Consider the following 25,789-nt stretch of genomic DNA (forward strand, 5'->3'; position numbering starts at 1 on the left):
CATGGTTTATCAATGGTGGTCAATTGCTGTACAAATCTTTGCCTCGTTTATTGCTGTTTATATGATAATCATTATATTGTTTTATACTGTTATTCTTTTCATTTCCATGCTTCAGCTTCGAAAGGAATATAAATTAAATAGAGAAGATACATTTGATGATGTTTCAAATGAATGGTATACGAAACCTGTATCTATCATTGTTCCAGCTTATAATGAAGAAGCTGGAATCATTCCAAGTGTACGGTCCTTGTTGAGCATTAATTATCCTCAATTCGAAATTATTGTTGTCAATGATGGATCAATAGACCAAACACTGCAGAAAATGATGGAACAGTATGAGATGGTTCATATAGAAAAGGTTGTCAGGAAACAACTTACGACAAAGCCTATTAAAGGCATTTACCAATCAAAGCTGCTGCCAAAATTATATTTAATCGATAAAGAAAATGGCGGAAAAGCAGATGCTTTAAATGCAGGACTGAACTTTTCTCATTTTCCTTATATTTGTTCATTAGATGGAGATTCAGTCTTAGAAAGAGATGCTTTTTTAAAGGTAATGAAGCCTATTATGGATAGTGATGAAGAAGTGATAGCATCAAGTGGAAGTATACGCATTGCTAATGGATGTAAGATTAAGAACGGACAAGTCCTCGAGATAGGATTGTCTCGCCATCCCTTGGTTATTATGCAAATAATCGAATACTTAAGAGCTTTTTTGATGGGGAGAATTGGATTAAGTAGACATAATTTATTATTAATTATTTCTGGAGCTTTTGGTGTTTTTTCAAAAAAATGGGTCCTAAAGGCTGGAGGCTATCAAACAAATACAGTCGGCGAAGATATGGAACTCGTTGTACGAATCCATCGTTTATTAAAAGAGACAAAGGAAAAAAAGAAAATTGTTTATGTGCCAGACCCAGTCTGCTGGACAGAAGTTCCGGAAGAAATAAAATATTTAAGAAGACAGAGAAGAAGGTGGCATCGTGGATTATATGAAAGTCTTTGGAATCATAGAAAGCTAACGCTTAACCCGAAATATGGAAATATCGGGCTCATATCTTTTCCATACTTCTGGCTAATTGAGTTTTTTGGCCCCATCATTGAATTTTTAGGATATGTTTATACGATTATTGCCTTGTTTTTTGGAGGCGTATATTTAGAATTTGCTATCTTAATTCTATTACTTTCCTGTATTTATGGCTCTATTTTTTCAATGGCAGCAGTGTTATTAGAAGAATGGAGTTTACGAAAATATCCGAAGGTTTCCCATATCATTTCATTGTTCTTCTATTCGTTGACAGAATCTTTTTGGTACCGCCCGTTAACTGTTTTTTGGCGATGCGAGGGCATTTGGCAATTAATAAGAAGAGATAAGAGTTGGGGGGAAATGAGCCGTAAAGGAGTATCCGAATGAAATGGAATAAATCGATTATTTTCTTTTTACTTATTCTCTTTGTTGTAGGACTTTTAACAAGTCCTTTTTGGCTTTGGCAGTTAAAGCATTCAAAGGAATTAAATGTCTTAATTATGGATAAAACAGTGTCGGATTCCTCCTATCGGGAACATGCGGGATTGATATGGGTCTTGAATAATCAAAAATATGTGAAAACTAACCATGCTCCTTATAGCAAACAACGTGATTATGTCGGATTTAATCCCCTAAAGGAAAAACACAAGCAATTAACCCATTTGCCAAAAGATTTATCTTCCTATGATGTGATATATATGACAGATCAATATGGAATCGATAAGAAAGATGCTTCCAGAATAAATTCGAAGCATATGGAAGGCGGATTAGCGTTAGAAGATGTTGAAAGGGTAGAGTCAGCTTTGCTTCAAAACACCAATAAAACATTGATTGCTGAATTTAATACCTTTGCAGATCCAACTAGTGATCAAGCTCGTGAAAAAATAACAAATCTTCTCCAACTTTCATGGAGTGGCTGGATTGGCAGATATTTTTCTGACATGGAAAGTGAGGAAATTCCTATATGGGTCAAAGAAAGATATGAGCGCATCTATGATGACAAGTGGTCATTTAAAGGATCAGGGTTAATCTTGATTAATAGCGATGATCATCTCATTGTATTGTCAGATCAAGAACTTAATAGCGGAGCGGTTCAATTTTCGACTACCGATAAAGGAAAGGGTTTGTTCAATCAACCTATTATATCGAATTATGGTTATTGGTTTGATATTGTTGCTGCAAAGGATAAAACTGATATTCTTGCTACATATACACTCCCAGTAAATAAAAAAGGGAAAGCAGTCTTATCAGAATATGGCTTACCTAGGCAGTTTCCAGCAGTCATTCAATACAAGAATAAACAATACACATCTTATTATTTTGCGGGTGACTATGCAGATGAAGCAGAGGTACCAGCTATTTATAAAACAGTCGGGTTAGATATGTGGAAAAGTTCTATTACTTATCGCCACTCCTTTTATTGGAACAGTTATGTACCTATTATGAAAGGGATTTTAAAGAACGGTTTACATGCCGAAGATCATGCTAGTACGAATGCGGAAATAACAACTGTGAATCATTTGAAGATAAATACGAAAACAGATGATACGTATATTCAAGTGTTAAAAGATAATAAGTGGACAAATCTCCTTGTTAAAGGAGTTAATATGGGGATTGCAAAGCCAGGAAGTTTTCCAGGAGAAACGGCGATAACGAAGGATGAGTATTTTCGCTGGTTTAAAGATATTGGCGCCTTGCATGCCAATGCAATTAGGGTGTATACCTTGCATCCACCCGCTTTCTATCAAGCATTGTATGAGTATAATCAGTTGGCAGAGGAGCCTTTATATCTTTTTCATGGTGCATGGATTAATGAAGAGACTCTCCTAGACAAACAGGATGCTTACGCGAAGGAAGTGGATAATGATTTTGATCGAGAGTTGAAGAATATGATAGATATCATTCATGGGAATGCATCTATAGCTGCTGCCCCTGGCCATGCTTCCGGTGAGTATACATATGATATATCCAAATATGTATTGGGCATTATGATCGGAATCGAATGGGATCCAGAGGTAGTAAAGAATACAAACGAGAAACATAAACGCATAGCTTCTTATGATGGCACTTACTTTGAAACAAAAGATGCTTCTCCTTTTGAAAGTTGGCTTGCGCAGAAGATGGATGAAACGGTGAAATATGAGGTTGATAAATATGACTGGCAGCATACAATGAGCTTTACCAATTGGGTAACAACGGACTTGCTTAAACATCGTTATGAGCCGAATCCAAAAGAAGATATGGCTATCGTAAATCCCAATCATATAAAGACAACAGAGAATTTTCATGCAGGATTCCTTGCTTCCTACCATGTCTATCCGTATTATCCAGATTTCTTAAACTATGAGCCTGCGTATAAAAGCTATATAAATAAACAAGGGAAGCAAAGTAATTATGGAGCTTATTTACAGGAGTTAAGAGAAGCGCATGATATGCCAGTTCTAATTGCTGAATTTGGTGTACCTGCAGCGAGAGGAAAAACGCATGAGAATGTAAATGGAATGACACAAGGATTTCTTTCTGAACAAGAACAAGGAAATTTCGATAAAGAAATGTTTCAAATGATTGTCGATGAAAATTATGCAGGTGGGCTACTATTTGCTTGGCAGGATGAATGGTTCAAGCGAACATGGAATACGATGGATTATGATAATCCTGATAGAAGACCATATTGGTCCAATCTGCAAACAAATGAACAGCATTTTGGCTTACTTAGCTTTGATCCTGGAAAATATGAGTCACCCATTTATATAGATGGAAAGAAAAAGGACTGGGAAAAACTCGGCATTTCTCCTTTATATGAAGATAGAATGACACAAAAGGGAATAAAATCTATTTATGTAACTAGTGATGAACAGCAGGTCAATTTAAGAATTGATTATCAACAGCCAATAGACTTACAAACAGATACAACCTATCTATTGTTAAATACAATTGAGAAGCAAGGCCAACAAACGATTTCACTTAAAAACGAAACAATTAAATCAACATTTGGCGCTGACTTTCTTGTCAAAATAGCGAATGAACACAATTCGCAAATATTAGTGGATAGTTATTATGATTCTTTCCATTATCATTATGGATCTATCTTGCATATGATCAGGGAAGAAGCTTATGCAAAGAAAAAGGATAATGGAGTATTTCATCCTATTCGGCTGACCTTAAATAAGGAATTAGAGCTACCAGATACTAAAATACCATTTCAATCTTATATAACTGGACAACTTCTGTTTGGCAATGGAAATCCTGCTAGTAAAGAATTTAATAGCTTAACCGATATAAGCGTGAGCAAGGATAAAAAAACGATTGAAGTCCGGATACCTTGGGCCTTATTGAATATTAAAGATCCAAGCCGGAAGGAGATAATGGCTGATTTGTGGCAAAAGGGATTAGAGGAAAGTGTACAGGCTAAGGGAATCCAAATCGCAGCAGTAATGGAAAGAGAGAAGGAAATAATATCTTCCTTTCCCAAGCTTAATAGATATAATGAAATCCTAGCTGCTGATACTAAATGGTATACGTGGGAGGAATGGGAGATGCCAGCTTACCATGAACGCCTAAGGGCTTCATATTACCTCTTAAAGGATGCCTTTTCAGAAATAAATTTGGGGGATTAAAAGGTGAAAAGAATTTTATTAGCAGAAGATGAAGAAGTATTAAGAATGTTAATAGTTGATACATTGGAAGATGAGTATATTGTTGATGAAGCGCAAGATGGGGAAGAGGCATTGCAGTTAATTCATGAGAACCAATATGATTTACTGATCCTTGATTATATGATGCCAATTATTACAGGCTTAGAAGTCATTGAAAAAGTAAGAGCAGATAAAGAGAGAGAGCATCTTAAAATTATGATGCTCTCTGCCAAAAGCCAAGCGAGTGAGCAACATGAAATTAAGGGAGCAGGAGCAGATTACTTTATGGCAAAGCCATTTAGTCCGCTTGCTTTATTAGACACAGTGGGAGAAATATTGAATGAAGATTAAAGATTATTTTGGTAAAAGCATATCAAGACAGTTTGTAGCTTTACTGTTTTTTTTCAGTTTGCTTTTCCTTATTGGCTGTGCCTTTCTTGCACTTAGTCAAAAGCAATTGAATAATCGCTATGCAGAAGAAAGAGAAGTGATCCTTGAAAAAATATCCATCACTAGAGAGTTACAAGATAAGCTAGAAACTGCTCTTTCAGAAGCAAGAGGATACTTCGCGTTTAATAATCCTGAGATGCGATCATCCGCTTTAAAAATGGATGCTAAGACTAATAAACTGATTCAACGGCTAAAAGCTATTGCTACAACAGATGAAGATGCAGTGTTAGTAGAAGAATTAGTGAATTTTCATTCTTATTATTTTCAAGATATTCTCCCCAAAGCACTAAACTACTTTGATGAAGGAGAAGTCGACAAAGTGGTAAAAATCTCAGATGATGGGGGAACAGATCGAATAAATCATATAAAGGGTTCGTTAAATAACTATTTACACTCGATGACAAATGAGCTGAATGATAAGGTAAATGAACTCAATAAAAATATCATCATTTTTCAAATCTGTTTTCTTGTTTATATTATTTTCATTATGATGGTTATTTATTTTATAGGACGGGCTGGATTTAACAAAATTGGCAAACCGTTAGCCGATTTATCAGTTGCGGCAAATGAAATTGCGAAAGGAAATGATGCACAGATAAAGGTAGACACGAAGCGAGCTGATGAGATAGGGAAACTTTCTGTTGCTTTTTATCAAATGTATCAAAGTGTTCAAGATAAAGAACAAAACTTATTGGCGCAAAATGAGGAATTACTTGCACAGCAGGATGAACTTCATGCACAACAAATAGAATTAGAAGAGGTCTTAGAGACAGTTAGAGCAAATAGGGAATCATTAAAGCGAAGAAATAAATTAATTAATAGTATTTCGAATTCATTAGATAAAAATGAAGTGTTAGAGAGTATTATTACCCATCTAGCAGCAATTCTACAGGCAGACAGAGGAATTATCTTACTATTAAAGGATCAAGCATATGCATCCTACGGAATTGTCGAAGAAGGAGCAGAGCAATTTAAAAATTATGTATGGCAAGGAGTGCTTGATCGACTAAAAAAGGAGAAAGACCCATTTATTATTACAAGAGAAATGGTATTGGCTGAAAAAGGCTATCACCTTGAAAAAGGATTTACACATGATCTGTATATTCCTGTCTATAATTCGGAGGATGAAATTGCTGCGGTAATGATGCTGAGTCGTTTTAGTGATCCTTTCTCGGTGTTTGATAAGGAAGAATTTATTGCGTTGGCAAAACAAATTAGTATTTCTTTAGATAAAATTGAATTATTTGAGCAAACAGAAAATGATCGTGTATTAAACTACGATATCTTAAATACCATTCAAGAGGGTATCCAGGTAGTATGTGGAATAGGTGAAATAATATTTGTGAATGAAAAGCTTGAAGAAATGATTGGGGACACGAAGGAAGCAATATTTTATCCTGGCTGTGGATGGGATGAATGGAAGCATCCATTAACAGCTCATTTTATGGATGAGGAAGGATTGCTCCAGTATATAGAAGCATCCATTAAGGAAAAACAGACGGATTCTTATAGTGCTTTCATGAAAGATGGACGAGTAGTTAATATTTATGCGGAGGAACTTTTTAGAGGAAACACTAAGTTCGGAACAATCCTTGTTTATAGGGATATAACAAAAGAATATGAAGTGGATAGAATGAAGTCTGAGTTCGTAAGCACAGTAAGTCATGAGCTGCGAACACCGTTAGCAAGCATCCTTGGATTTACAGAATTAATGATTAATCGAGAGTTAAAAGTGGATAAGCAGAGGAAATACTTACAAACGATATATGGTGAAGCGAAGAGGCTCACTTCCTTAATAAATGATTTCTTAGACATTCAACGAATGGAAGCAGGAAAGCAAACCTATGAGAAGAAATACATTGATCTAATGCCAATAGTAGAGAGAGTCAAGGAAAAGCTATCTATTAATACTAGTTCCCATCGAATCGAAATAAACCAATTGATAGAGGAAACCATGATTATTGGTGATAAAGCGAAGATTGAACAAGTGCTGACGAATCTTTTAAGTAATGCTATTAAGTATTCCCCTGATGGAGGGACAATAGAGATTAATGTCTATAAAGAGAATAATCAGCTGCGAGTATCTTTTAAAGATGAAGGCTTAGGAATCCCAGAAGCAGAGATCAATAAATTATTTACGAAGTTTTATCGAGTCGATAATACGGACCGAAGAAAGATTGGTGGTACTGGCCTTGGACTTTCTATTGTTCAAGAAATTATGAATGCCCATGATGGCCAAGTGGTAGTAGAATCAGATTATGGGAAGGGAAGTACGTTTATACTTATTTTTCCCCTTGTCCATAAAATGGAGACTTCAGATGAAGCATCTAAAGAAAATAAGCATACTTACTCGATCATGGTCATAGAAGATGATATTAGCTTGGGGGAATTAATCGTTCATGAATTGCAAGATAACGGCTTCCAAGTCGTGTATTATAAAAATGGTCAAGAGGCAATTCGAATGCTAGAAAAGAATCCGCCAGATGCATTGGTGCTTGATATCATGCTTGAAGATGAAAATTTTGATGGTTGGAACATCTTGAATCATATCAAAAAATCAGAAAAACTCAGAAATATTCCGGTTATCGTATCATCTGCATTAGATGAGAAAGAAAAGGGATTATCATTAGGAGCGCTGGATTATCTCGTAAAACCATATCAAACTAGCCAACTTTCTAAAACCATTATGCAAACCTTATTAAAGATGGGGAAAGTGGGCCAAGTATTAGTACCAGAACAAGATAAAGAGTGAAAGAGTCGCTTTTAAAGGCAAGTGGAAGGAGAGGTAATAGCTACCTCTCCTTATTTTATAGGGGAGTTTTTAGATAATAAAGTTGTAAACACAGCCACACAGAAAATAGTTAAGAAAGAAGCTAAAAAAGTTGTCGGCCCAACTATTTTGTAGCCGCTGGCTAAAACGATCCCATCTATTAGAAAAATGATGAAGCCTACCTGAATAGAAAGGATCTTTGATAGGACTTGGGCAAGGAGATCAGTCCCTCCAGTGCTGGTCTCAAATCGAAGCATTACGCCAATCCCTATGCCGATAATCACTCCACCTAAAATGGCACTTAATACAAGCTTCAGTGAAAATAAATCACGTAAAAAAGATAGGAAATCAATAGAGATGGAGGAAGCAAGGAAGCCAATTATGCCATAAATAAAGTATTTTCTATTATAAAACCACACCACAATATATAATGGAATGCTTAAAAGAATCATAGACAGACCTGTGGGAATCTCGTAGTGATAGTGAAGAATAAGGCCGATTCCAATTATACCCCCATCTAACAGATGATGAGGGACTAAAAATCTATTTACCCCAATGCCTATTAATAAGCTCCCTACAAATATCGCCGCTATTTTTTCTATCACTAAACATCATCCTATCTATTCCTTGTCCACTCATCTTATACATATGTTTAAAAACGCGAACATAGAAGAACTTAATCGGACAAGCAGGATGAAAATTGATCGAGCAATTGGGAATATGGAAGTTAGAAGTAAGATAGGAAAAAGTACTACTTTTGCTATTAAATTCTATAAACTGGTGATTTAGCGAAATAAAATAACAGAAGATTGCGAGCATTTATTTGCTGCAAGAAAAAAGGTGTTCATAAAGGGAATGAAAGCCAGAAAGAGCTCGGCTGCAAGAAAAAGTGGTGTTCATAAAGGGAATGAAAGCCAGAAAGAGCTCGGCTGCAAGAAAAAAAGGTGTTCATAGAGGGAATGAAAGCCAAAAACTGCTCGGCTGCAAGAAAAAAAGGTGTTCATAAAGAGAATGAAAGCCAGAAAGAGCTCGGCTGTAAGAAAAAGTGGTGTTCATAGAGGGAATGAAAGCCAAAAACTGCTCGGCTGCAAGAAAAAGTGGTGTTCATAAAGGGAATGAAAGCCAGAAAGAGCTCGGCTGTAAGAAAAAGTGGTGTTCATAGAGGGAATGAAAGCCAAAAACTGCTCGGCTGTAAGAAAAAGTGGTGTTCATAGAGGGAATGAAAGCCAAAAACTGCTCGGCTGCAAGAAAAAGTGGTGTTCATAAAGGGAATGAAAGCCAGAAAGAGCTCGGCTGCAAGAAAAAGTGGTGTTCATAGAGGGAATGAAAGCCAAAAAGAGCTTGGCTGCAAGAAAAAGTGGTGTTCATAAAGGGAATGAAAGCCAGAAAGAGCTCGGCTGCAAGAAAAAGTGGTGTTCATAGAGGGAATGAGAGCCAGAAAGAGCTTGGCTGCAAGAAAAAGTGGTGTTCATAAAGAGAATGAAAGCCAGAAAGAGCTCGGCTGCAAGAAAAAGTGGTGTTCATAAAGGGAATGAAAGCCAAAAACTGCTCGGCTGTAAGAAAAAGTGGTGTTCATAAAGGGAATGAAAGCCAGAAAGAGCTCGGCTGCAAGAAAAAGTGGTGTTCATAGAGGGAATGAAAGCCAAAAACTGCTCGGCTGCAAGAAAAAAAGGTGTTCATAAAGGGAATGAAAGCCAGAAAGAGCTCGGCTGTAAGAAAAAGTGGTGTTCATAAAGAGAATGAAAGCCAGAAAGAGCTCGGCTGTAAGAAAAAGTGGTGTTCATAAAGAGAATGAAAGCCAAAAACTGCTCGGCTGCAAGAAAAAAAGGTGTTCAATCAAAGAATGTGCACAAGCTCATCATAAAATACACACAAAAAGCTACGAACTATTTAAAGTAACTAAAAGTGGCTTTTTTTTCTTAGATATCAGTTCTCTTCCAGCACTTTTTAACTTTTAAAGGGTCGCTTTAAATAAGAAAAACATCTTTACCCAATTAGGTGAAGATGTTTCTTATGGCCATTTATTAAGCCGTATATGATAATTTTTTACTTAAAAAAAGAAATGCAGGATATAGTAACAAATTGCAGCGATACTTGCTGAAATTGGCAATGTAATAACCCATGTAATAATCATTCGTTGTGCTGTTCCCCATTTAACTCCTTTTAAGCGATGCGCAGAACCAACACCGAGAATAGAAGAAGAGATAACATGGGTTGTACTAACTGGAAGGTGAATTAAGGTCGATCCGAAAATGATCATTGCTCCTGATAAATCAGCTGCTACCCCATTTACTGGTCGAATTTTCATAATATTTCCACCAACGGTTTTGATAATTCTCCAGCCACCTACAGAAGTCCCTAGTCCCATTGCAGTAGCACAGGCAAATTGTACCCAAAATGGCACCTCACCAGTTGAAACATAATTATTAGCTAATAAAGCCATCGTAATAATCCCCATGGCTTTTTGAGCATCATTTGTACCATGTGTATAAGACTGCAATGCTGCTGTGAATATTTGGAAATAGCGAAAACGTCTATTTGTTTTTGTTAAATTTAAATCCCTAAAAAAGAATTTAAAAATGGAGTAAATAGTAAAACCAACAATAAAGGCGATGATAGGCGAAAGAATCAATGCCTCAATGATTTTAATAAACCCAGTATAATTAAGGGAGGAGAAACCAGAAGAAGCAATTGCTGCTCCAGCGATTGATCCAATAATTGCATGGGAAGAACTACTCGGTATTCCAAAATACCAAGTAACTAAATTCCAGATGATAGCAGAAATCAATGCTGCAAGGATAACGAGAGAACCATTTGTTAATTGAAAAGGATCTACGATTCCTTTTGTAATTGTCTTTGCCACACCAGTAAAGGTCATCGCACCAATAAAGTTCATACATGCTGCCATAATAATGGCGTGCTTTGGTTTTAGTGCTTTTGTTGATACTGCAGTAGCAATGGAATTGGCTGTATCATGAAAGCCATTAATAAAATCAAATGCTAAGGCAAAGACAACGATTAAAATTGTAAGTATTAATAATGTATTCATTGGAAAAAGACTCCTTATGCGTTCTTCATAATGATACTTTCAAGTGTGTTGGCAACACTTTGACAGTAATCAGCGATATCCTCAAGATTTTCATACACTTCTTTATATTGGATAATACGAATCGGATCTTTTTCTACAGAGAAAAGGTTTTTAATCGATTGTCGTAAAATGCCATCACATTTTGATTCGTGATCTTTAATTCTAATTGCATATTCTCTAATTTTAGGTAATTTTTTAGTTGTAAGTAAATCTACTGCTTTATCAATTTCTACTGCACAGTTTTTGATTTCTTCCACAAAACGCAGCATATATTCATCTGCACTAATGATATTGTACATTTCGAAAAGTGCAGAAGTACTCTCAAGACCATCTAAAACATCATCCATACTCATTGTAAGAGCTAGAATGTCTTCTCTTTCAATCGGCGTAATAAAGGCTTTATTTAATTCTGTGATAACTTCATGAACATATGTATCACCTTTTGTTTCAATTTCCTTCATTGTTTCAGAAAAAGTTTTTAAATCGCTAACATTTGTTAGCTTATAGTCAGCAAAAAAGTCTGCTCCTTCTTTTAAATTTGAAGCGATATTTTTTAACATAACAGCAAACTTATCTTGTTTTTTAAAAACCATTATGGTTACCTCCATTAATATATAACAAATTATGACTAAGCCTTACATATTTTATAGGAAAGTTGTCGAATAGCATAGTATTTTGAAAAGAAATTTACAAAAACTTAATATTTGGTTTACAAACTTTTAAGAAAACTACATTACTTTTTTACAATATTTTCATTAATTTAATAATTTTCTCCAGGAAATTGAGTGCTTTTTCATAGCTCTATCCTAATATTGTGTCCAATTCTATATATAATAAAGTAATAGCAAAATGTCCAAATAAGAAGGAGAGCCACTGTTAATGATGAAATTATTATTATTCGAGAAAGATATGGCTTATAGGAAGAGAACAGAATCCCATAAACAAGTTCTATATATTACAATGGACATTACAGGAACTAATAATACGATTATCGAGAAGAAAGGAGATTCCTTATTAGGAGGGGAAGATCAAGTCCAATCCACTCTGTGAATCAAAAAGTTTTAATATAGAAAAGAAGCGTTAATAAGAACAACAGTCAATATAATGTCCATGTGAAGATGAGAATATGTGGCAGGAAAAGGGGAAAAAGTGGAGAAAAAAGTAGTCCTCATAACAGGAGCAAATAGTGGATTTGGGAAATGGATGACAATAGAATTTGCAAAAGCGAACTATACAGTTATAGCATCGATGAGAGATAGGAATAAAAGTAGGCAGTTGGTAGAAGAAGCAACAAAAATGGGGATAATCTCTAATATAGACATAGTTTCTTTAGATATTACTTCTGAGCAATCAGTAGAAAACTTAAGTTTATATGTACAGAGAATAGGCCAGATTGACTTACTGATAAATAATGCCGGCTATGCAGGAGCCGGTTTTTCAGAGGAGATATCAATCGAAGAATATCAACGTCAGCTGGATACGAATTTTTTTGGAGCGATTCGTGTAACGCAATGTGTTCTTCCGTTTATGAGAAAGCAGCGGAGAGGAATGATTATTAATATAAGCAGCATAAGTGGCGAAATTGGATTTCCAGGCTTATCCCCATATGTTTCCTCTAAATTTGCACTAGAAGGATGGAGTGAGGCCTTAAGATTGGAGTTAGCTCCATTTTCTATTCCAGTCGTTCTAGTAGAGCCTGGTTCTTTTCAAACAAATATTTGGACAACAGGGAAGCAAATTGCTGAAAAATCTACCTTGTCTTCTTCACCTTATTATTCGTATATGAAACAGCTCGATACATATTTACATAATAGCAGCAAAAAAAATGGAGATCCAAGGTTGGTAGCTGAAAAGGTAGTTTCTATTGCAAAGAAAAAACATCCAAGATTACGTTATGTAGTTGGAAAAGGAACAAAAGGTACAATCTTTTTCAAGCATATTGTGCCATGGAAGTGGTGGGAGAAAATCGTTCTATATATTTTAAAATAAAAATATATTAGGAAGCAGGCAATTTTTTAAAAGGAATAATTCATATTTATAGAGAAGTATTCAAATAAGTGTTATTATATGGATAATTCTGATTTTTGGAGGTGTTTTGTTTGGTCAATAGCATCGAACAGAAAGTGACGCTACATAATGGAGTAGAAATACCACAATTAGGGATTGGTGTCTTTAAAGTAGAAGAGGGAGACACCGTATTCCAAACAGTAAAAACTGCTTTGGATCTTGGTTATCGTTCTATTGATACTGCTGCCATTTATAAGAATGAAGAAGGAGTAGGCAGAGCGATAAAAGAAAGCGCTATCCAAAGAGATGAGTTATTTGTTACTACTAAAGTATGGAATGATGATCAAGGATATGATTCCACTTTAAGAGCATTTGAAACGAGTTTGAAAAAATTAGACTTAGACTACCTAGATTTATATTTAATTCATTGGCCAGGAAAAGATAAATATGTGGAAACATGGAAAGCACTTGAGAAATTATATAAAGAAGGATTAGTTAGAGCTATTGGTGTAAGTAATTTTCATGAACATCATTTAGAACATTTACTTGCAAATGCAAATGAGAAGCCAACTGTTAACCAGATTGAATTACATCCAAGGCTTTCCCAAGAGAGCGTAAGAGAATATTGCAAGAAAAAAGATATCAAAGTGGAAGCATGGTCGCCGATTGCCAAAGGTCGGTTAGTAAATGAACCGACACTTAATTATATTGCGAAAAAGCATGAGAAAACCCCTGTTCAAGTTATTTTACGCTGGCATCTGCAACATGGAAATATTATAATTCCTAAGTCTGTTCATCCAGAAAGAATCAAAGAAAATGCAGAGATATTTGATTTTCAACTAAGCTTAGTGGAAATGGATCAAATCGATCGCTTAAATATGAATGAAAGACTTGGCAGTAATCCAGATGAATTATTATTTTAATTAAATTTAAAGACTATAAAACGGAACAAACAAAAGGTCTGCGCCTAATTAATTAGGCGTAGATTTTTTGTTAGGAAGCACTTAAATGAATCTTCTTAAAACAATGAATGTAATAGTTATGTTTAAAAGACTCAAAGGGTGGTAAATATAAGTACAAGCAGATAGTGAAAATAAACCGTACGGAAAAATCATTGCTGCAGCATGTTTTTCACTATCTCATTGAAAAATATCAACACTATAAGAAAAAGGAGTGTTAAATATGGGATTTTTATGGTCATTAATAATAGGTGGTATTATAGGATGGTTAGCAGGATTAATTACTGGTAAAGATATTCCTGGTGGAGTTATTGGTAATATTATTGCCGGTTTTGTTGGAGCTTGGTTAGGATCATTAATTTTAGGAGATTGGGGTCCATCCATTGCTGATTTCGCCATTATTCCGAGCATTATCGGTGCAGTCGTTTTAGTATTTATTCTAAGCCTGATTATGCGTGGTATGCGTAAAACAACATAAAGTATAGAGAAAAAAGGAAATGAGCTTTCTTAAGCCATTTCCTTTTTTTTTGTTGAAAACATGCCCTTTAACTTAGCAATTCTTCCCAATCTTCATTAGGGAATATCGGCGGATTGTCTAATGGCGGAGCAAAGACTGTAATTTGTTCCTGCGAGATAGGGTGGGTGAATTGAATTTTCGCCGCGTGAAGTGCTTGTCGATGGAACATTGGTTTCCCGCCATAAAGTTTGTCTCCGGCAAGGGGATGCTTAATGGAGCTTAAATGGACTCTAATCTGATGTGTTCTGCCCGTGTCTAAAGTGCAAGAGATAAGGGTTAAATCTTCAGACGGCAGCCGCTTGATTCGTTTAAAATGGGTGATTGCCTGTTGGCCTGTTTCTGAAATTCTTCGACGGCTGCTATGATGTCGATCTTTCCCAATTGGCTTATTAATCGTTCCTTTTTTCTGTGCTAAAAAACCCTCAATAAGAGCGATATACGTTCTTTTAATTTTTCTTTCTCTTAATAGATAATCAAGCATGTTAGCGACTAAATCGTGTTTGGCAAAAAGAATACACCCGGTAGTATCCCGATCCAATCTGTGGATATGCTTTAATTGTCTTTCTTCTCCACTTAATAATAGATGATAGGCCACACCATTTAATAAGGAAGAAGTATCTTCGGGAGAATGAGGATGGGTATCGATGGAATCAGGTTTGTTTACGACTAAAAGGAAATCATCTTCATAAAGAATAGAAAGATCCATATAAATTGGGATAATGTTGTTAGGCTGCTGCTGAAAGAGATTAATTTTTAAAATATCTTCCTGCTTAAGCATGGAATTCCATGGAACATTTTGGTTATTTAATTGAACTTTTTTCTCCATTTTAAATAGATGAATTTGCTTTTTTGAAGCAAGTAAAACCTGTGAAAAGAACTCCTCGATTGATAATCCTTCCCATTGCACAGGGATTTTAAGCAGTAGCCAGTCTCCTTTTCTTTCATATATCATACATAAAATCTCCTTTGTTTTTTATACGAATGAATGATAAAAGTGTCTTAAATATAACTTAGTTATCATATCATGGTTTTAATTACCACAGAAATGGTTTTTGGGGATATGTTAGACTATGGGTAACAGTTAGGTTGAGTAAATTTATAAGAAATAAAGAGGGTGTTTCATTTCATGAAAGTCGTATTTGCATCAACACCAACACAAGAGGAAAGAATTAATGAGTTGATTCAGACCTTTTATTCGAAGGTATTTCCTTTTTACTTTTCAGATGAGGAAATTAATCAATTCGAACGATTAAAGGTTTTAGCTATTACTCCAGAAAAAGCGCAGTTATTAAGCACATTAAAAACATCTTATCAAGTAATTGCCAGTCTTCAAACCCTTGTGAACATATTGGAGGATCCAGAGAATAAGCACAAATATAAACAAGTTTTTGCAAAAAATGTCCACATTCTCGAGGAATTGGATATATTCTTTCCCTTCCATTTAGATAATTTTAGATCAAGCAGTAACGGGGATTCCTGCAATCAAGTGAATTTTAGTATGTATGCAGAGGCAAATAATTCATACTTACTTTAATTTTTTCTAACTTCCTTTTGCTTATTCTTTAGGAAAGGAAAAAGGCCATCGCAGTCAATAGAAAGACGATGGCCTTTTTTATACAAAATTTTTTAGCACCCTTATTTTTTCACACTGTATTCTTCGAGCCACTGTTTAAAGACTGCAGGTTCTTTGTAGCCATTAATTCTGCTTACTTCTTTTCCATTTTTGTATTGGACAATAGTAGGAGTTGACTCGATATTGTATTTATCCCAGCCTTCCTCAAATTCCAATAAATTATATTGATCAATCGATACATTTAATTCTTTTGCAAGTGGCATTAATTCAGGAGTAGTTTTTAAACAATATTGACATTCTGAACTAAAGAAATAGACGGTCACATCTTCCTCGTTTTTTAATTTTTCCTCGAGTTCATCAGGAAGGATGATATTTTGGTAATTAGGATTCTCTAATAATTCAACTGTAGCTGGCTCCAGATCTGCTTTCTTATAGATATTGCCTTCCACAGCTTTTTCTTTTTTCATATGAGATAAAAAAGCTACCCCAGCAAATAAAATAATAATAAAGACAAGGAAAAACAGGACTTTTTTCATTCATTCATCTCCTTTGTTTTTTTCCAAATAATAAGGCTGCAAGTAAAGATAATGATAAATCCAATTAGCGCCATAAAGGGGATCGTGATAAAACCTAACCAATTTATGTACTCACCTGTGCAAGAAACTGGTCCGCAGGCTGATGACGATTCAAAGATGCTAGCTAACTTTTGGATGGAATAGTGATAAATGGAAACACATGCGCCAATCCCAGAAAGAATCATGGTATAAAAGCTGATTTTGTAATCTTTTCGAATTACCGCAATTCCTAAAATAATCACAAACGGGTACATTAAAATACGCTGATACCAACACAAAGTACATGGAACAAATTCTCTAATTTCGGAAAAGTAGAGACTGCCAAACATGCTGAGGACAGCTGCAATCCATGCCAAATATAAAATGTTCTCCCGTGAATCCTTTTGCTTTGTTTTTTCCTCCATAAGATTCTCCTTTATTGTGTTTATTGATTCCTAAAATTGATAGAAATATTTTCACTATAAAAAAAGTATAAAGGTAATCGGAATTGATGTAAACAAACTAGAATTCCAAAAGGAGAGAGATTATATCTGAAAAAAATGGGGAAATGTAAAAATAGTAAATAAAATGTAGAGTATGGATTAAGAAGATCATACATAAGGGAGTAAAATAGTATGCCAAAATTGGATTTATCGAAATTTGAGAAAAAACTCATTATCCGAAACACAGAATTTCAGGATATTGATAAAATCATGAAGCTTCAAGCGGAGTGCTTTCCAGGCATGGATCCGTGGACAAAGGATCAATTAAGAAGCCATATTGAGATTTTTCAAGAAGGACAATTTGTTGCAGAATATGATGGGGAAATTATTGGATCATGCTCTAGCTTGATTATAAATTTTGACGAATATGATGCCCGCCATACATGGGATGAAGTGACAGATGGCGGATATATCACAAATCATAATCCCCATGGCTATAATCTTTATGGAATTGAGGTAATGGTAGATCCAGAATACCGAAGAATGAAAATAGGACACCGTCTTTATGAAGCGAGAAAAGAGTTAGTGCGTCAGCTGAATTTACAAAGTATTATCATTGGCGGTAGAATACCGAATTATTATAAATATGAAGACCAAATGACAGCAAGAGAATATGTTCAAGAAGTACTTCATCATAAAATATATGATCCAGTACTGTCCTTTCAATTATTAAATGGTTTTACGTTAATGCGGATTAATCCAAATTACTTACCAGATGATGCCCAATCGAAAAGCTATGCAACGATTATGGAATGGAACAATGTAGAATACATGCCAAAATCTAAACGTTTTTTCAAAAGCAGTTATCCTGTGCGGATTTGCGTTGTTCAATATAAGATGAGACAGATAAAGAGTTTTGAGGATTTTGCCAATCAGGTAGAGTATTATACAGATGTAGCATCCAATGGGGAATCAGATTTTGTTGTATTTCCTGAATTGCTTACATCGCAATTAATGTCGTTTATGGATGAACGTGTTCCAAGTACGGCTATTAGAAAGGTAACAGAATATACAGAGCAGTATATTGAGCTTTTCACTAATTTAGCAATTCGCTATAACATTAATATTATCGGTGGTTCTCATTTTGTGAAAGAAGATGATGAAGAAATTTATAATATTGCCTATCTTTTTAGACGTGATGGCACGATTGAGAAACAATATAAATTACATATAACGCCTAATGAGCGGAAATGGTGGGGGATAAGACGAGGAGATGCCGTCAGGGTTTTTGATACAGATTGTGGGAAAATTGCGATTCAAATTTGCTATGATATTGAATTTCCAGAACTAGCCCGGATTGCAACCGATATGGGGGCGAAAATTATTTTTACCCCGTTTTGTACAGAAGATCGCCAAGGTTATTTACGTGTCCGGTATTGTGCGCAAGCTCGAGCTGTAGAAAACCAAGTTTATACGGTGATTGCTGGGACTGTCGGTAATTTACCACAAACAGAAAATATGGATATTCAATATGCCCAATCGGCTATCTTCGCGCCATCTGATTTTGAATTTGCACGAGATGGGATTGTTGGGGAAACAAACCCAAATATAGAAATGGTTATGATCGGAGATGTAGATTTAGAAATACTAAGAAGACAACGACAAAGAGGAACAGTCCGCCAATTAAAAGATAGACGCTTTGACGTATACCGAATTGAATATAAGAAGTAATCAATTATAGATGTAATATGAAATGAACAGGTAAAACTAATCTCTTTGAATTATTAGGATGTTGCTTTCCGCTTCGGGGGTTCGCTTTCCGTGGGGCTCGCGCTGAGCCGCGGTCTGCTTACAGCCTGCAGGGTCTCAGACTGTCTCGCTAATCCCACAGGAGTCTCACCCCCTCCACTCCAATCAACACATAAAAATGTAATTCTTACTTCGCCAATATCTTTTTGTCGACAAACTCAAACCACGACTGAAGTGTCGTGGTTTTTTGGTGGGATTCTATCTATTACATGGTAGTTGTGTGAATCCATTCTTCTTCGGCTAAATCGTTGGCGTGATCGATGTAGCGTAATAAGGAATATAAATGTTTTTCTATGACAGAATAATCATGTTCAAAGTTGTAGGCATGCAGAAATTGTTCAATTTTTTTTGAGAGAAAGTTATCATGGGTTCTTACCATCAATATGAGAAGATTATCCCACTCTGATCGATGAGTATAGTATAGGGCTCGATCATAATCTGTTTTGTTCATCTTTATGCCTCCTTATGTGGGAAGGAGATGATTATATTATATGGATAAAGGTAAGAATGTTACCCACTAAAAGTTGGCTATATTGATTTAAAAGGGTTTTCTGTTTTTACCTGTATAATTCTTGTGGTTTCATGTGAGAATTAATTCAACGTAATATGAATAAGGACTCCTATATATCCACAATATAAAGAAAAAAGGGGTTATTATGAAAAGGCGACTTATTATTATTCTAACTGCAATCTCAGTCTTTCTTTGTGTAAATACAAAGGAGTCCTATGCGAAATCAGTTGTTGATACGAGTGAAGTGTATACATACGAAAACTTTCAAGATGATGTTTGGATTTTAAAAAGTAAATATAAGAAACAGCTCCAAGTCCATGCGATTGGAAAATCAGAATTTGGTCGAAAAATTTATGCGATTCAAATAGGGACAGGAAAGAAAAGTATCCTTTTGTCAGGTGCACATCATGGAAGGGAATGGATTACTTCTTTATTAACGATGAAAATGGCAGAGGATATTGCAGGGACAATAAAGAATGGAGACAATTTTCTTGGTTCCTATTCGATTTGGATTGTACCAATGATCAATCCAGATGGAGTCACCATTCAACAGGGGAAAATCAACAAATTTCCGTTTTTCTCGAAAAGAAAAATAAAGAAGATGAATGGCGGTCTAAATGATTTTACGCGTTGGAAAAGTAATGGGCTAGGAGTGGATCTAAATCGACAATATCCTGCTGGATGGGAGTATATAAAGGATTCCAAAAAAGAACCTTTTTATAAAAATTATAAAGGGAAAGCTCCATTTGAAGCAAAAGAGGTACAAGCCATTGTCGAGTTAACAGAAAAAATAAAACCAACGATTGCGGTTGCTTACCATTCTTCTGGTCAGGAGATTTTTTGGCAATATAATAATGGAGTGAATGAGGACAGAGATCGGATGATTGCAGAAGTTCTCGCAAAAGAAACTGGGTACAAGCTTGGGGTTCCACCTAAAGACGCCGTAGGGGGTGGATTTACAGATTGGTTTATTACGACCTATCATTTACCCGCATATACAATTGAAATATGTCCATTGGTAGATGAGCGCCACCCTTCCTTGACAAACTTTTCTAAAGAATGGGCCAGAAATAAAACCATTCCCAGAACGCTGATTGAGGAAGCCAAAAAAATAGATGCGATACATAAAAAAATGCTGGGAGATTCATAATAAGAAAAAACATTGGAGGTAAATATGAAGACTAAATCTTTATCCGTTCTTATTGTTACCATATCAGTATTAGTTATGGCATTTATGTTTCCATCCCATCATTTAGCTGTCCAAGAGTTAGATTATAAGAAATTTGGGTCTGTTGCAATGGCTGTAGTAAAGGCAGATTATCCAGAAGAGTCTGTAACTGATTATAAATATTTAGGACGCAAAAAAATATCTCCGCAAGAAGAACAAGATTCCTTTCAATTTCTTGTAAAAGAGGGTGGAAAGGAAAAAACAGTTATCGTTACAGTGAATCATAGTATCAAAAATGATAAATTCATCTCCTTAGTAGTAGAAGAAGCAAAGCCATAAAAAAGACCGAAATGGTACTTTTTATGGCTTTTTCCGAGTTGGTTTGCTTTCAATTCTCAGTATTTTGCATTTGTTACAAGACAATTCTATTCCAATTTATACTATTGACATAATAAATTAATCTTGTTATCATTCTCCTATTGTTTTTAAAAAGAATAGATAGACCTTGTATAAATTCAAGAATATGGCTTGAAAGTTTCTACCAGCTACCAATAAATAGCTTGTCTACAAGGAATGGGAATTTTATAACATTTTTATTCCGTTTTGTAGAAAAGCTTTGACCTAATAAGGGTCAAAGTTTTTTTTATTATCTAATGGGAAAATAAAATGAATTAGTGGTAAAACTAATCTTAGAATCACTCCCTATCGATCTATAATTTAGCAAATAGGAGACTACAACATGAAAGACTTTTTTAAATTTGCAGAACGGAACACTTCTTATGCACAGGAAACACTTGCAGGAATAACAACTTTCCTATCGATAGCATATATATTAGTTGTAAATCCAATTATCTTAAGCCAATCCGGAATGGATAGCGGGGCTGTATTCACAGCAACTGCGCTCACTGCGATCATCGGAACATTACTTATAGGTTTACTTGCTAACTTTCCAATCGCAATCGCACCTAGTATGGGCCTGAATTCGTTCTTCACTTTTTCTGTATGTATTGGAATGGGAATAGAATGGCAGGTCGCTTTAACGGGTGTTTTTGTTGCAGGCATCATTTTTATGCTATTAAGCTTAATGAAAATCCGCGAGAAGATTATTAATATCATTCCAGCGAGTTTAAAACATGCAATCGCTGCTGGAATTGGATTTTTCATTACGTTTATTGGGTTGAAAAATGGTGGAATTATTATTGGTAATCCAGATACATTTGTCTCGATTGGTGATTTTACTTCTCCTATGACCCTGCTGGCAATTATAGGTCTTGTCATTACAATTGTTATGTTAGTACGCGGCATTAACGGCGGGATTTTTTATGGCATGGTCATTACTACGATTGTGGGAATGATTTTTGGATTAATAGAAGTTCCTTCTTCGGTTGTTGGAGATATACCAAGCCTTAAACCAACATTTGGTGTTGTATTTTCTCATTTAGATGAGATTTTTACGCCAGAAATACTGACAGTTATCTTTACCTTTTTAATTGTTGCCTTCTTTGATACTGCAGGTGCATTAATTGCCTTAACTAGTCAAGCTGGAATGATGAAGGATAATAAGATTCCTAATATCGGTAAAGGGCTGCTTGCCGATTCTGCTGCCGGTGCCATTGGGGCTATTTTAGGCACATCGACACCTGCAACGAGTGTTGAATCTTCGGCAGGTATTGCTGTCGGAGGAAGAACAGGCTTTACGTCTGTCGTCATTGCAGCTTGTTTTGTAATCGCATTGTTCTTTTCACCACTTGTTGCCGTTATTTCAGTGGAAGTTACAGCTGCTGCATTAATTGTGGTAGGGGCATTAATGGCCATGGAAATTAGGAGAATAGACTGGACGAAGTTAGAAATTGTCATTCCATCCTTTTTAACAATTATTATGATGCCTCTTACTTCTAGTGTGGCAATCGGGATTGGATTAGGATTTGTTTTTTATCCAATATGTTTAGTATCACAAAAGCGTTATAAAGAAGTTCATCCAATTATGTATGTACTTTGCTTGTTATTTATTTTATACTTTGCTTTTATCGTGTGAAGCTTTAAGTAGGGAAGGATGATAAAATATCATACAGTATATGCATTGAAAGAAAAAGGATAGAAGAGTGGAAGGAATTCGCTCTATCTATCCTTTTTTTGTACGATATTCTTATTTCCCCACAGAACAGCAATATGATAGTTGTAAATGTTTACATTGGCGATAGTTAGTATTAATATTAACTAAAATTACTATTTTTAACAAATAAGCATATTGGTAACGGAGTAAGAACAGGGGGGAGAAAGATGGGGGATGTTTGGAAAACATGTTCTTCAGAAGTGAAGGATTTTGTCTTTCATCTAAATAAAAGTATGAAGGAAATTATAAAAGACAATTACCTTGGTTTTTATATACATGGTTCTTTGGCTATGGGAGGATTTAATCCTAAAAGCAGCGATGTGGATGCTTTGGTTATTACGCATCAGTCATTAGAAGTAGAAGATAAAAGAAAATTAGCGCGGTTCTTATTAGGTTATTCCAATTCTCCATATCCCATTGAAATAAGTTTTCTAAATACGGATCAATTACGGCATTGGCAGCATCCATCTGCATTTGACTTCCATTATAGTGAGTTTTGGAGAGAACGCTTCGAAAGAGATTTGTTAAATGGTACCTATCAGTATCTAAATAGTGACATTCATTCAGATGCCGATTTAGCAGCTCATTTAACGATTACTTATCAAAGAGGCATTTGTGTAGAAGGTAAACCTATAAAGGAAGTATTTCCTTTAGTTCCAAGCGCAGATTATATATCGTCCATACTAGGTGACTATTACGATTGTTTGGAAAATATCGAAAAAGACCCCATTTATTGTTCGTTAAATTTAATAAGAGTATTTTGGTTTCTTAAAGAAGGAGTCGTTTCCTCCAAGCAAGAAGCTGGTAATTGGGGGCTTAAAACATTTCCGAAGAATGTAAGGACCATCATTCGTAAAGTCGTCGATTCTTATAAAAATGGAAATGGTACTAAGACTTTTGAGAAAGACGAACTTATCTCATTAAGAGATTATATTGCCGATAAGGTTCAAAAACTATTAAGCTAACGGATGTTTATATGGGAAATTAACTGCTAATCAAGCATCTTCGATTATGTTATACAAAATGAAAATATCTTTGGATACATAGGAAAAGAATGGGGAACTTTAGCTATAAAAAAAACTATTAAGTTACGTTATTGATAAGAGCTAATTGGTAGCAGGATTATAATTTCCAATGGAGAATCTTACAAATAATCAATCTAGCAAAATAGATAAAATAAGTATGGCTTTTTTATAAAATAGAATGTTTACAGTAAAAGTGTGTTGAACTATGCTCAACACACTTTTAGCCAATACAGATTATGATGAAAATACTTTTTTGGCTGCATCCAGTGCAGAAGCTGCCTTAGGCCAACCAGTATAGAAGGCAAGGTGCGTAATTAACTCGATTATTTCATCTTCTTTGATTTTATTTTCCATCGCTAAATTGATATGAAATGGTAATTGTTCTATGTTACCTGCTGTAATTAAGGAAGAAAGCGTAATTAGACTTCTATCTCGCATCGATAAGTTTTTTCTCTTCCATAAATCACCGAAAAGCACACTTTCAGTATAGTCTACAAATGCAGGAGCTAAATCTCCTAGCGTACTTCTAATATTTGATTTTATTTCTTTCTTAGATAAATGATTTTCTTTTATTATGGTAGTAGCAGCGTTCCAATTAGTAACCATCTGTGCTTCTCCCATACCAAATGACCAATTTTCCAATGGAGTCTCATTAAGAATGATAAAAACATTTTCTTTAGTGACAATATTTTTTTCACTAAGATTATCAGTTAGTGTATGGTATAGATTCCTCTTTTGTTCAATAGTTCTGCCTATTCCGCATGTAATTTGAATATACAAAAGTTTTTTAGTTCTTTTGGCATTGATTAAATAGTGGGAATTGAAATGGAACTGTTCTTTTTTGTGTGAATCAAATACTTGAAAAAAATCATCATATGGGACATTAAATTCTTTGATTAGAGAATTCATTATTTGTGTACTAATAAATTTTAATTCCTTCTTATTATATTGCTCTTCAAGATAACTAATTTTAATAAATGGCATATTATATCCTCCTCTATCTTATTAATATCATTGTAGTTTATAACTCTTGATCTATATAATTGAATTAATTGAATAACATAATTCGATAATTTCGATGAAGAGGGAAGATAATGGATTTAAAAGAACTAATTACTTTTCAAACGATACTAAGACAAGGGACATTTTCAAAAGCTGCAGAATCACTGCATTATGCACAATCAACAATTACGAATCAAATTCAAAGATTAGAAAAGGAATTGGGAATTAGCCTTTTTTATAGAGGATGGGAGGCTGAGTTAACACCTGCTGGGAAAATATTTGCGGAAGAAGTTGATGATCTTATCAACCATTGGAAGTTTGTTACGGAGCAGGCAAAGGCAATACAAAAAGAAGAAGTTGGAACTATTAATATAGGGATTATTGACTCAATAACGAATATATTACCTAGTATTCTAGCTCGATTTAGTAGGGAAAAGCCTAAAATCGTTTGCAACTTTGTGGTAGGAAATACAAATTCTTTAGCAGCAGCTCTGGAGAAAAATGAAATAGACTTTGCCATATGTGCAGAAATTGCTGGACAGTTTCCATACACATTTGAATCTTTATACGAAGAGAAGCTAGCATTTATAGTCTCCAATATACACCCTTTCGCTAATAAAAGTAGAATGTACAGCTTAGAAGAGCTGTGCGATTATCCAATTGTTACAGGAGGAAAGAACTGCATTTATCAGTTAAAGTTAGAAAAAGAATTACTAACTATTTCTAAAAAGCCCTTTTGCTATACAATTAGCCAATTATCGATAATCCCACAGTTTATTATATCAATAGATGGAGCAATAGGCGTAATTGTCTCTTCCATGCCTATTCCCGACAACTGTAAAAAATTAGATGTAGAGATTAACAATTCAGATATTAAGCTAGGTATTATGAGAAATTTGAGGTATGATAACATGACGTCTTCCAAACAATTACTTTTAAACTACTTAAAAGAAAGCCTATCAAGAGTTAAATAAAGGAAGAGACACGTTTAAAGATAATCATGCACTTAATATGATGAGATAATTAGTATTTTTTCAGGGATTTCTTTATTAACAAATAAAGAAATCCGTACATGATAAATAACTGTTCTTTATATATTCAAGGGATAATAATTGCAAATATGAACAAGGGACCATCT

Annotated in this window: 23 protein-coding genes and 1 riboswitch; of the genes, 15 read left to right on the forward strand and 8 right to left on the reverse strand. The window is 34.9% G+C overall.

The genetic code is table 11. The annotated features are described in order from the left end of the window. Position 1: 1 nt before the first annotated feature. The 4 genes from NiCM35_RS11550 to NiCM35_RS11565 are packed head-to-tail and all read left to right on the forward strand — an operon-like array spanning position 2 to position 7,864. Positions 2 to 1,414, forward strand: coding sequence for a glycosyltransferase family 2 protein (locus NiCM35_RS11550; protein WP_095330182.1), 1,413 nt, complete (start codon positions 2 to 4; stop codon positions 1,412 to 1,414). Then, positions 1,411 to 4,644, forward strand: coding sequence for a hypothetical protein (locus tag NiCM35_RS11555; protein WP_095330181.1), 3,234 nt, complete (start codon positions 1,411 to 1,413; stop codon positions 4,642 to 4,644). Before NiCM35_RS11550 ends, NiCM35_RS11555 begins: the two co-directional genes overlap by 4 nt. Positions 4,645 to 4,647: 3 nt before the next feature. Then, complete coding sequence (locus NiCM35_RS11560) at positions 4,648 to 5,013, forward strand: response regulator (protein WP_095330180.1); 366 nt, start codon at positions 4,648 to 4,650, stop codon at positions 5,011 to 5,013. Next, complete coding sequence (locus NiCM35_RS11565; protein ID WP_433779575.1) at positions 5,003 to 7,864, forward strand: ATP-binding protein; 2,862 nt, start codon at positions 5,003 to 5,005, stop codon at positions 7,862 to 7,864. Before NiCM35_RS11560 ends, NiCM35_RS11565 begins: the two co-directional genes overlap by 11 nt. Positions 7,865 to 7,914: 50 nt before the next feature. Here NiCM35_RS11565 and NiCM35_RS11570 read toward each other — a convergent pair whose 3' ends face one another. The 3 genes from NiCM35_RS11570 to NiCM35_RS11580 form a co-directional block, all read right to left on the reverse strand. Continuing rightward, positions 7,915 to 8,487: a YitT family protein gene (locus NiCM35_RS11570; RefSeq protein ID WP_433779577.1), complete on the reverse strand. Its 573-nt coding sequence runs from the start codon at positions 8,485 to 8,487 to the stop codon at positions 7,915 to 7,917. A 1,445-nt stretch (positions 8,488 to 9,932) separates the two neighbouring features. Further along, positions 9,933 to 10,931 (reverse strand): inorganic phosphate transporter, encoded by a 999-nt coding sequence (locus NiCM35_RS11575; protein ID WP_095330175.1) that lies wholly within the window; start codon positions 10,929 to 10,931, stop codon positions 9,933 to 9,935. Between the two features lie 14 nt (positions 10,932 to 10,945). Then, complete coding sequence (locus NiCM35_RS11580; RefSeq protein ID WP_047942753.1) at positions 10,946 to 11,563, reverse strand: DUF47 domain-containing protein; 618 nt, start codon at positions 11,561 to 11,563, stop codon at positions 10,946 to 10,948. A gap of 286 nt (positions 11,564 to 11,849) precedes the next feature. Here NiCM35_RS11580 and NiCM35_RS11585 point away from each other — a divergent pair, with 286 nt between their 5' ends. The 4 genes from NiCM35_RS11585 to NiCM35_RS11600 all read left to right on the forward strand — a co-directional run bounded on the left by NiCM35_RS11585 (position 11,850) and on the right by NiCM35_RS11600 (position 14,414). Beyond that, complete coding sequence (locus tag NiCM35_RS11585; RefSeq protein ID WP_433779579.1) at positions 11,850 to 12,020, forward strand: hypothetical protein; 171 nt, start codon at positions 11,850 to 11,852, stop codon at positions 12,018 to 12,020. A gap of 99 nt (positions 12,021 to 12,119) precedes the next feature. Continuing rightward, positions 12,120 to 12,959 (forward strand): oxidoreductase, encoded by an 840-nt coding sequence (locus NiCM35_RS11590; RefSeq protein ID WP_123259214.1) that lies wholly within the window; start codon positions 12,120 to 12,122, stop codon positions 12,957 to 12,959. A gap of 110 nt (positions 12,960 to 13,069) precedes the next feature. Continuing rightward, a complete protein-coding gene (locus NiCM35_RS11595) occupies positions 13,070 to 13,900 on the forward strand; it encodes an aldo/keto reductase (RefSeq protein WP_095330174.1) in 831 nt (276 codons plus the stop codon). Between the two features lie 259 nt (positions 13,901 to 14,159). After that, a complete protein-coding gene (locus NiCM35_RS11600; RefSeq protein WP_061797736.1) occupies positions 14,160 to 14,414 on the forward strand; it encodes a GlsB/YeaQ/YmgE family stress response membrane protein in 255 nt (84 codons plus the stop codon). A gap of 67 nt (positions 14,415 to 14,481) precedes the next feature. Here the strand turns inward: NiCM35_RS11600 and NiCM35_RS11605 are convergent, their stop codons facing one another. Beyond that, a complete protein-coding gene (locus NiCM35_RS11605; RefSeq protein WP_095330173.1) occupies positions 14,482 to 15,405 on the reverse strand; it encodes an RluA family pseudouridine synthase in 924 nt (307 codons plus the stop codon). A 174-nt stretch (positions 15,406 to 15,579) separates the two neighbouring features. Here NiCM35_RS11605 and NiCM35_RS11610 point away from each other — a divergent pair, with 174 nt between their 5' ends. Next, the gene (locus NiCM35_RS11610) at positions 15,580 to 15,987 is read left to right on the forward strand and encodes a DUF5365 family protein (protein ID WP_095330172.1); all 408 of its coding nucleotides are present in this window, start codon (positions 15,580 to 15,582) and stop codon (positions 15,985 to 15,987) included. 101 nt (positions 15,988 to 16,088) lie between these two features. Here the strand turns inward: NiCM35_RS11610 and NiCM35_RS11615 are convergent, their stop codons facing one another. Both NiCM35_RS11615 and NiCM35_RS11620 read right to left on the reverse strand, forming a co-directional pair. Then, positions 16,089 to 16,562 (reverse strand): thioredoxin family protein, encoded by a 474-nt coding sequence (locus NiCM35_RS11615; RefSeq protein ID WP_095330171.1) that lies wholly within the window; start codon positions 16,560 to 16,562, stop codon positions 16,089 to 16,091. Beyond that, positions 16,559 to 17,005, reverse strand: a complete 447-nt coding sequence (locus tag NiCM35_RS11620; protein ID WP_095330170.1) for a disulfide oxidoreductase — start codon at positions 17,003 to 17,005, stop codon at positions 16,559 to 16,561. Before NiCM35_RS11620 ends, NiCM35_RS11615 begins: the two co-directional genes overlap by 4 nt. Positions 17,006 to 17,215: 210 nt before the next feature. On the opposite strand from NiCM35_RS11620, the gene NiCM35_RS11625 reads away from it, so the two are divergent. Then, the gene (locus NiCM35_RS11625) at positions 17,216 to 18,754 is read left to right on the forward strand and encodes a bifunctional GNAT family N-acetyltransferase/carbon-nitrogen hydrolase family protein (protein ID WP_095330169.1); all 1,539 of its coding nucleotides are present in this window, start codon (positions 17,216 to 17,218) and stop codon (positions 18,752 to 18,754) included. Between the two features lie 283 nt (positions 18,755 to 19,037). Here the strand turns inward: NiCM35_RS11625 and NiCM35_RS11630 are convergent, their stop codons facing one another. Further along, positions 19,038 to 19,283, reverse strand: coding sequence for a YhdB family protein (locus NiCM35_RS11630; protein ID WP_061797721.1), 246 nt, complete (start codon positions 19,281 to 19,283; stop codon positions 19,038 to 19,040). Positions 19,284 to 19,488: 205 nt separating this feature from the next. On the opposite strand from NiCM35_RS11630, the gene NiCM35_RS11635 reads away from it, so the two are divergent. The 4 genes from NiCM35_RS11635 (at position 19,489) to NiCM35_RS11650 (ending at position 23,589) form a co-directional block, all read left to right on the forward strand. Next, positions 19,489 to 20,493 (forward strand): M14 family zinc carboxypeptidase, encoded by a 1,005-nt coding sequence (locus NiCM35_RS11635; RefSeq protein ID WP_144546724.1) that lies wholly within the window; start codon positions 19,489 to 19,491, stop codon positions 20,491 to 20,493. 24 nt (positions 20,494 to 20,517) lie between these two features. After that, positions 20,518 to 20,850, forward strand: coding sequence for a DUF3889 domain-containing protein (locus NiCM35_RS11640; protein WP_095330167.1), 333 nt, complete (start codon positions 20,518 to 20,520; stop codon positions 20,848 to 20,850). 146 nt (positions 20,851 to 20,996) lie between these two features. After that, a riboswitch (purine riboswitch) is annotated at positions 20,997 to 21,098 on the forward strand. A 152-nt stretch (positions 21,099 to 21,250) separates the two neighbouring features. Beyond that, on the forward strand, positions 21,251 to 22,546 hold the full coding sequence (locus NiCM35_RS11645) for an NCS2 family permease (RefSeq protein WP_095330166.1): 1,296 nt from the start codon (positions 21,251 to 21,253) through the stop codon (positions 22,544 to 22,546). A 245-nt stretch (positions 22,547 to 22,791) separates the two neighbouring features. Next, complete coding sequence (locus NiCM35_RS11650) at positions 22,792 to 23,589, forward strand: aminoglycoside adenylyltransferase domain-containing protein (protein WP_123259064.1); 798 nt, start codon at positions 22,792 to 22,794, stop codon at positions 23,587 to 23,589. 294 nt (positions 23,590 to 23,883) lie between these two features. On the opposite strand, the gene NiCM35_RS11655 is transcribed toward NiCM35_RS11650, so the two are convergent. Beyond that, positions 23,884 to 24,633, reverse strand: a complete 750-nt coding sequence (locus NiCM35_RS11655) for a tautomerase family protein (RefSeq protein WP_338134263.1) — start codon at positions 24,631 to 24,633, stop codon at positions 23,884 to 23,886. A 110-nt stretch (positions 24,634 to 24,743) separates the two neighbouring features. Between NiCM35_RS11655 and NiCM35_RS11660 the strand changes: the two genes are divergently transcribed. Beyond that, complete coding sequence (locus NiCM35_RS11660; RefSeq protein ID WP_433779585.1) at positions 24,744 to 25,625, forward strand: LysR family transcriptional regulator; 882 nt, start codon at positions 24,744 to 24,746, stop codon at positions 25,623 to 25,625. Positions 25,626 to 25,789: the final 164 nt, after the last annotated feature.

It is taken from the genome of Niallia sp. M35 (assembly GCF_050971705.1).
In the GTDB taxonomy this organism is placed as follows: Bacteria; Bacillota; Bacilli; order Bacillales; family Cytobacillaceae; genus Niallia; species Niallia circulans_A.